This window comes from Streptomyces sp. NPDC102274, assembly GCF_044766385.1.
Classification (GTDB): Bacteria; Actinomycetota; Actinomycetes; order Streptomycetales; family Streptomycetaceae; genus Streptomyces.
In genome coordinates, this window is the sequence record NZ_JBIWLW010000090.1 from 1 (window position 1) to 7980 (window position 7980).

The window sequence follows — 7980 nt, forward strand, 5'->3', positions numbered from 1 at the left end:
CAGCCTCGGACAGGTCAAAGCGGACGGCGCCCGCACCGCCCAGTTCAAACGCGTCTGCACCGACTGCCCCCTGCGCGGACGCCGCACCACCTCCACGACCGGGCGCACCCTCAACGTCCACCCCCAGCACGAACTGCTGGCCACCGCCCGGGCACAGGCCGCCACCGATCCCGCCTGGCAGGCGGAGTACCGCAGATGGCGGCCACCAGTCGAACGCGCCATCGCCTGGCTGGTCGCCAAAGGCAACCGCCGAGTCCCGCACCGCGGCGTCATCGCCAACAACATCTGGCTCCACCACCGCGCCGTCGCCCTCAACCTCCGCCGACTGATCAACCTCGGACTCACCCGGGCCAACGACAGCTGGCACCTCACCCCGGCCACCCCATAAACAAAAAAAGGGGCCGCCCGGCCCACGGCCGGACAGCCCCACGACAAGATCTTCAGCAGTCTTCCAGGCCGATCCTCCGCACATGACACGTTCGGATGAATGGTCGGTATGACTGCTGCTTTGGGGGCGGTTGTTCGCTTGGGTGGGGGTGTGCCGATATCTCGTTCGCGTCGTTCCCGGGTCCAGCGCCCCCGCATGTCGGTGGAGTTGGCGCCTGTGGTGGAGAGGCGTCTGGGCGCTCTGCCTGCCTCTGCCGAGTTTCTGCGCCGGCTGGACGTGGCGGGGATCATCGACGAGCTGTGCCCTGTCCGTGAGGTGGCTCATCTGACGCACGGGCAGGTCGTCGAGGCATTGGTCGCCAACCGGCTGTCCTCGCCGACCTCGATGGTGCGGGTGGAGGACTGGGCGCGGACGTGGGCTGTCGAGGAGGTCTTCGGCATCGAGCCGGACCTGCTCAACGACGACCGTATCGCCCGCGCTCTGGACGCGGTCGCCCCGCACCTGGAGGAGATCACCGGGTCGGTCGGCGCGCAGGCCATCGCGGAGTTCGGCATCGATACCGCTCAGATCCACTGGGACATGACGTCGATCTCCACGTTCGGCGCCTACCCGGACCAGGAAGAGGAGTACGCGCAGGTCAGATACGGTCACCCCAAGGACCGGCGGGTCGACCTGAAGCAGGTCCAGGCCGGACTGGCCGTCACCCGCGACGGCGGCATCCCGGTCTTCCACCGGGCCTACGACGGCGGCGCGGGCGAGGTCGCCCAGGTCGTCGGCGCGATGAAGGCCCTGCGGAAGATCGCCGACCGCAAGGACTTCCTCCTCGTCGCGGACTCCAAACTGGTGTCCTACCCCAACATCACCGCCCTGCTCGACGCACAGGTCGCCTTCGTCGCCCCGCTGCCCGCCGCACAGGTCAAGGCCGGCTTCTACGCCGCTTTGGACCTGGCGGCTGCCGAACCGGTCGACTACGTCAACGACCGTGACCGCGAGCGGGACACCCCCGCCGACCAGCGCGAGTCCTACCGGGTCCTGGAAGACGTCCACACCATGGCAGGACCGCGCAAGCGCGACCCGGTCCACCACCTGCGCCGGATCCTGGTCCACTCCACCGGCAACGCGGAGGGCCAGCGCAAAGCACGCGCCAAGCGTCTGGCCAGAGCCGCCGAGGATCTCGAGAAACTGCAGAACTCGGCCGGCGGCCGGTACTACACCAACGCCGAGAAGGTCCAGGCCCGGATCGGGGTGATCACCAAGTCCCGCCGGGTCGCCGGCTGCCTGCGCACCACCGTCACCGCCGGCCCCGACGGGAAACCCGCACTGGCCTGGCACTTCGACCAGGACGTCCTGGCCGCCGAAGCCGCCGCCGACGGCTGGTACTCCCCGGTCACCGCTCTGACTCCGCAACAGGCCGACGCGGCCGAGGTCTTCCGGCGCTACAAAGGCCAGGGAGTGGTCGAACGCCGCTACGGCGAGTTCAAAGGCCCCCTGGCCGTCGCGCCGCTGTTCCTGGATCACAACCGCCGCATCACGGCCCTGCTCACCGTGATCTGCCTGGCCCTGCTGGTCTACTGCCTGATCGAACGCCAAGTCCGCCAGGCCCTGGGCCCCGAGCAGACCATGGCCGGCCTCTACCCCGACAACCGCAAAGTCCGACCCACCGGCCGCATGATCCTCTACCACCTCGACGGCCTCATGCTCCGCCCCGGCACCGCCACCGACCCACCCGTCATCCTCGTCAGCCGAGGAGTCCAATCACACCTGCTCGAACTCCTCGGCATCGACGAAACCCGGCCCCGCTGGCTGGAGACCTAAAACCCCATGTGCGAAGTCACCGACTAGTACTCCAGTTGCAGTTCTCCATTTGCCCTGGTGAGGTGGCTCTTCCGGAGTTTAGTTGACTGACGTCCCGTCAGGGTGTCGGTGGTTCGTTACTCACCTGATTGAGGTGCGTGCGGCGGTGGTAGTGGCAGTGGCGGGCGATGGCCTGGTGGCGGCGGCGCCAGTTTGACCAGTGGAGACGATGCCTGGGTGACTGGCGCCGGGCTGTGGGGGGATGGGCAAGGTCCAGGAGCCGTCGGATTTCTGCCACGGTGAGGGGAGCGAGGCTGCTCGAACCGTTTCTTCGCCCCCCTTTTCGAGGGCCTGGGCTGTCATCGCCGCGAGGAAGGCGTGCGCGAGCATGGCCAGGGTGATGTGCCGGTACCAGCCGACGTAGCGGCGGACTTCGTACTGGTCCAGGCCGCATTCGTTCTTCGCTGCCTGGAAGCACTCCTCGATGGCCCATCGGGAGCCGGCCACCCGGACCAGCTGGGAGACGGTGGTGTCCGCCGGGGCGAACGCGAGGTAGTACGCGATCTCCTCGGGACGCGCCAGGCTGCGGCGGGCCAGCACCCAGCGGTCGTGGGTGGGATCGGAACCGTCGATGGTGGGCAGCTTGGCCGCGGCCCAGTCGTAGACCCGCGGCCCCTTCGCACCGTTGCCGCAAGAGATCCGCTCCCATGCCTCGGCCGGGGCACCGGTCAGGACATGGTCGATGCGCCAGCTGCCCGCTGGTGACTTGACCTGCTGGGACTTGGGCACCGCCAGGACGTAGCCCACGCCGGCCTCCTCCAGCATCCGCCGGAAGTGCCACTCCTGGCCGTAGGCCGCATCCGCGGTCACCCAGGCGATCGGCAGGGCGGAGTCCAGCGCCCGCCGGACCATGGCGCGTGCAAGTTCCGGCTTGGTCGCGAAGGACTTGTCCTCCGGGATCCGGGCGGCGCGGCACCGGTCCGGATCCTCGGTCCAGGACTTGGGCAGGTAGAGCTCGCGGTCCACCAAGGCCCTGCCCTTGGCGGAGGCGTAGGCGGCGAACACCCCGATCTGGCAGTTCTCGGTACGGCCGGCGGTGCCGGAATACTGCCGTTGCACCCCGGCGGAGACGGTGCCCTTCTTGAGGAAGCCGGTGTCGTCGACGATCAGCACACCGTCCGGCTGCCCGAGCCGCTCGGCTACGTAATCCTGCAGGTCGTCACGGATCTCATCCGGGTCCCACTGGCACCACGACAGCAGCCGCTGCAGCCCGTACGGAGTGGCGTGGCCCGCATGCTCGGCCAGCTGGTGAGGTCGGACCGGGGCGCCCTGTCGACGTTGCCGTCGGTGGGTTTCCCCGGCCCGCCTCCCGAACCGGACGTGCCCGATCTCCAGGCATCCGGCTCTCCACAAGTCCTCTCAGGCGACCGCTGTCATCATGTTCCCGCTGGGCCAGGGCGAGGGGATCTTGTTTCCGCGATACAAGTAGCGGTTGGTCCGCACCTTCGCGCACCTGAACAAGATCACCTCATCATCGGCGGGCCACCATCGGCCCGCACAGTAACGGCGGCGCAGACTCTTCCAGTTGGACCGGCGGTGCTTGCGTCGCAGCCACCCAAAAACCTGGCGCCAGGTGAAGGCCGACAGGTATTGGAAGGTCGCGGACGACACCCCGTGCCGGAAGTACGCCGTCCAGCCCCGCAGCACCGGATTGAGCTGGTGCAGCACGACTGCCAGCGGCAGGTTCGTGTCCTGTCGACACAGCGTCTTGACCTTCTCCTTGACGGCCTGGAGGGCCTTCTTGGAGGGATAGAGGTAGACGTAGTGCTTCTGGGTTCCTCGTTTGCGGTGGCGCTGGAGGCGCCACCCGAGGAAGTCCAGCCCCTCGTCAATATGGGTGATCGCCGTCTTCTCCACCGACAGTCGCAGACCCATCGGGGCGAGCACTTCCGCCACCTGGGCGCGTATGTCCTCGGCCTGTTCGCGGGTCCCGGTCACGGCGATCAGAAGGAGAGTCGGCGGCGGGAATCGCACCCGCCGCCGCTCGCAGAACCGTGCGGGAGCCTCTCAGCTCACACGGCTCCCATTGCCCAGCCATCAGGCTTGAGGCCGAACCGCCAATGGGCGAACATGTTGGGATACCGGCGGGCCGTGCCCGCCAGCAGTTCTCCCGCTCGCTTCTCCCGGCGGCGTAGTCGTTTGTACTTCTGGCAAGCCCAGCCCACCAACATCCTGTTAATGCGCCGGAGGAGGGGATACAACATGGACTTGTAGAAGCGCCCGTAATAGTTGATCCATCCCTGCACGACACTGTTGAACATCCGCGCAAGGTCCATCAGCGACTTGTCACTACGTTGGGCGATACGCCAGGAACGCATTACCTTGCCCATCGCCTTGATCGCCTCCTTGCTGACCGCGGGAAGGAAGCTCACAAAGTGCTTCCCGTACCGGTTCTTGGCCAGCCTGGGCCGGAACGTATACCCAAGAAACGTGAACGAGGTGTGTTCGTACGAGCCACGCCTGTCCGCGTCCTTGCAATAGACGATGCGCGTCTTGTCTGGGTGCAATTCCAGACCGACCTGCGCCAATCGCTGCGCGAGAGCATCCCGCACACGACGGGCCTGCCTCTCGCTGCCGCAGTGAATCACCGCATCATCGCAGTACCGCTCGAAGGTGACTTGCGGAAACTCCCGCACCAGCCACACATCGAACGCGTAATGCAGATACAGATTCGCCAGCACGGGAGAAATCGCCGACCCCTGGGGAGTCCCGCGTTCCCGTTGCTGCACCGATCCGTCCGCCTTCGCCAACGGCGCAACCAGCCACCGCTTGACGTAGAGCAGGACCCATTTCCCGTCCGCGTCGATATGCCGCTCGACTGCCTTGAGCATCAGCTCATGGTCCACGCTGTCGAAGAACGCCCGGATGTCGAGATCGACCACCCAGTCGCTCCGCCAACAGCGCTGCCGGCACTGCTCCACCGCGTCCAACGCCGACCGCCTGGGCCGGTAACCGTAGGAATCCGGGTGGAACACAGGCTCCACCCGCCGCTCCAGATACATCGCGGCCACCGTCTGGGCAATACGGTCAGAAACGGTAGGCACCCCGAGCACGCGGATACCCTTCCCGCCTGCTTTGGGAATCTCCACGGCCTTCACCGCCGGAGGAAAATACGAGCCGGACGACATACGATTCCACAGCTTGAACAGGTTCCTCGAAAGGTTCTGCTCGTACTCCTCGATCGTCACGCCATCCGCCCCGGGCGCACCCTTGTTGGCCTTGACCCGCTGAAACGCCTCCCACACCATCGACTTGGGAATGTCAAACGACTTGACCTTGGCCTGCGGCCTTGATCCGTTCACCTGGCTCCTCCCGGGAACTCCGGTTGACCACCAAACAAAATCAGGACAACCCGCCCCCTTCGCTCCACCCGTATTACCCGGGCTTCATCACTACTACGAGGCGGTCCGTCCCCCTGCCACGCATCGGTACTCTCCCCCTCGCAGTTTCAGCTACTTGGGGTTCTTCCTTAATACCAGCGGCCTTAAGCTGACCGCTGGCAGCATCGTGGCGAGGGGTTCCCACGTTCCGCACCAGCGCCAGAACCGAACTCGCGCCACCTTTATGCCGGGCACCACCTGGCCAGGAAAACAGGACCCCGCCAGATTCATCCCGGGGCAACAACTGGACCCCGGTTTCGGTAACCATTGCTACGCTTTCGACACTTCATCAGTGGTTCACTCGCGTTCGCCTTCTCGGCTCACACCTGACGCATCTTGTGCGCCTTTTCCGCAGTGCTCATCACCCCGGCTCATTCACCGGAGCAACCTGCGGGGGTTTGAGACCTCCCCCTGCGTGGGCGGTCCCGGAGGGCCTACCTCCATCACCGGTGCAGCATCACGTCGGAAGGTTCCGTCTACATCGAAACCTCCCGTTGTGTTCGTGGCGCACAGTCGTCCGCGTACCGGAAAATCCGGTAGTTGGCCAGCTTCTGCCGACGTCGCCGGGCCCGCTGACCTTGCGTGGAGTTCGGCCCGCCCGGACCCGCCGCGATGAACTCATCGAGGACGGACAGGGCGATGTTGGCCAGCAGCGGCGAGAGGATTCCACCCTGCGGAGTGCCGGTATCGGTGTCCTTGGACTGGCCGCCTTCGCTGAGGATGCCCGCCTTCAAGAACGCCTTCACCAGGTCAAGAACGTGCCGGTCCCCGACTCGGCGGCGCACCCGGTCCATCAGGGCCGTGTGGTCAATCGAGTCGAAGCACGCCTCGATGTCCCCCTCCACCATCCACTCATAGGAGTTCTTGGCGAAGTGGTGTGCCTCGGCGAGCGCGTCATGAGCCCGGCGCTTCGGGCGGAACCCGTAGGAACACGGGAGGAAATCCGCCTCGAAGATCGGCTCCAATACCAGCTTCAGGGACGCCTGGACCACCCGGTCCCGCACGGTCGGAATCCCCAACCGACGACGCTTGGCCGTCCCGGGCTTGGGGATCATCCGTTCACGCACAGGAAGCGGACGGAAAGTACGGTCCTTCAAGCCGGACCGCACCTCGCCGAGGAAATCCCCGACACCTTGCCCGTCCTCCACGGAGCGGGCGGTCTGCCCGTCCACTCCGGCCGAGCGAGCGCCCTTGTTCCTCCGCACCCGAGCCCACGCCACCAGCAAGAACGCGGGATCAGCAGCGAGATTGAACAGGTCATCAAACCGACGATCACGATCGTCGGTCGCCCAACAGTGCAGCTTGGTCTGCATCTCCAGTACCCGGCGTTCGGCCTTGAGCAGCGCGAACTCCAGTGCGTCGGTATTCACCAGCGGCCTCCCGGCATTGCAGCATCCTCCCTGCCGACTTGCTGGCCCCCTTCGCCATGCACGGAGCTTTCCTCCGCTCGGACTACTACGGGGCCTCCGCCCCACCTGCGGACCTCAGCCGGCAACGGGCCTGCCCTCCCTCTTTGGACCGGATGCCCAGGAGCGAGGGCGACCGCAGGTGGTTCCCACGTTCACCATGTGCCGATTGGCCAGGTCGGCGTCCCGCTACTACCCCGGCAGCATCACCACGCCTACGCCGCAGACCTTCAACGTGGCCTCCCCACCGGCAGTTGGAGACCGGCTTCGGAGTTGACCGCCCCTACCGAAGCGGACGGTCACGCACTGCACCCCGGGCCCATATCCGCCAGATTTGAGCCCGGTGACAAGACTTACGGGGCTTTACACGGGTTCCTCTTCGTACGCCTTCTGGCCTTGCTTGCCGAACCCGACGCGTCTGGCAGTGCCGCGCCGTCCCGGCGTTGTCAGGGCTGCTTTCCATCCTCACCGGCGTTCCCCGGCCCGGACTGCCCTCAGCTTCTACCCGGCCGCTGCGACGACCCGGCGGTAGAGGTCTTGCACCTCCACTCGGTCACACGGCGCCTCGTGGCGCACCCAGCTGTTCTTCCGGCCCACCGGCCCCAACAGGCCGCGCACGTAGTCCCGCATCCGCCGCCGCGGCTCGACGCGGCCGAACCGCTCGCCTACCCGGAACAGCAGCGACTCCAACTCGCCATGCCATAGACCTACTTCGACACCGCTCTCCGTCTCCATAACCGGTGTAACGCACCTCAATCAGGTGAGTAACGAACCACCGACACCCTGACGGGACGTCAGCCAACTAGACTCCGAAAGGGCCCCTTGACCAGGGCGTATGGAGAACTGCAACTGGAGTACTAGTGTTGCGTGTTTGAAGTAGCTTTACGTCTGTGGTTTCGGGACAATGGGGCTGTGTATCTGGCCGCTGCGTTGCAGTTCCGTGAGGGTGACC

Annotated in this window: 6 protein-coding genes and 1 pseudogene; 2 read left to right on the top strand and 5 right to left on the bottom strand. The window is 66.0% G+C overall.

Annotated elements, in window-relative coordinates:
• The coding region (locus ACIRQP_RS41515) for a transposase (protein WP_403900536.1) at positions 1-388 on the top strand (388 nt) is incomplete at its 5' end.
• 216 nt (positions 389-604) lie between these two features.
• Positions 605-2203 (top strand): IS1634 family transposase, encoded by a 1599-nt coding sequence (locus tag ACIRQP_RS41520; RefSeq protein ID WP_403900538.1) that lies wholly within the window; start codon positions 605-607, stop codon positions 2201-2203.
• Between the two features lie 303 nt (positions 2204-2506).
• Here ACIRQP_RS41520 and ACIRQP_RS41525 read toward each other — a convergent pair.
• From ACIRQP_RS41525 to ACIRQP_RS41545, 5 genes and pseudogenes are all read right to left on the bottom strand, one after another.
• Positions 2507-3595 (bottom strand): annotated as a pseudogene (locus ACIRQP_RS41525) (IS701 family transposase); the annotation flags it as partial.
• Between the two features lie 6 nt (positions 3596-3601).
• Positions 3602-4180, bottom strand: a complete 579-nt coding sequence (locus ACIRQP_RS41530) for a group II intron maturase-specific domain-containing protein (RefSeq protein WP_403900540.1) — start codon at positions 4178-4180, stop codon at positions 3602-3604.
• A 74-nt stretch (positions 4181-4254) separates the two neighbouring features.
• A complete protein-coding gene (ltrA, locus tag ACIRQP_RS41535) occupies positions 4255-5544 on the bottom strand; it encodes a group II intron reverse transcriptase/maturase (protein WP_403900542.1) in 1290 nt (429 codons plus the stop codon).
• A gap of 554 nt (positions 5545-6098) precedes the next feature.
• Entirely contained in the window at positions 6099-6935 is an 837-nt protein-coding gene (locus ACIRQP_RS41540; RefSeq protein ID WP_403900544.1) for a reverse transcriptase domain-containing protein, read from the bottom strand.
• A gap of 594 nt (positions 6936-7529) precedes the next feature.
• Positions 7530-7763 (bottom strand): hypothetical protein, encoded by a 234-nt coding sequence (locus tag ACIRQP_RS41545; protein WP_403900546.1) that lies wholly within the window; start codon positions 7761-7763, stop codon positions 7530-7532.
• Positions 7764-7980: the final 217 nt, after the last annotated feature.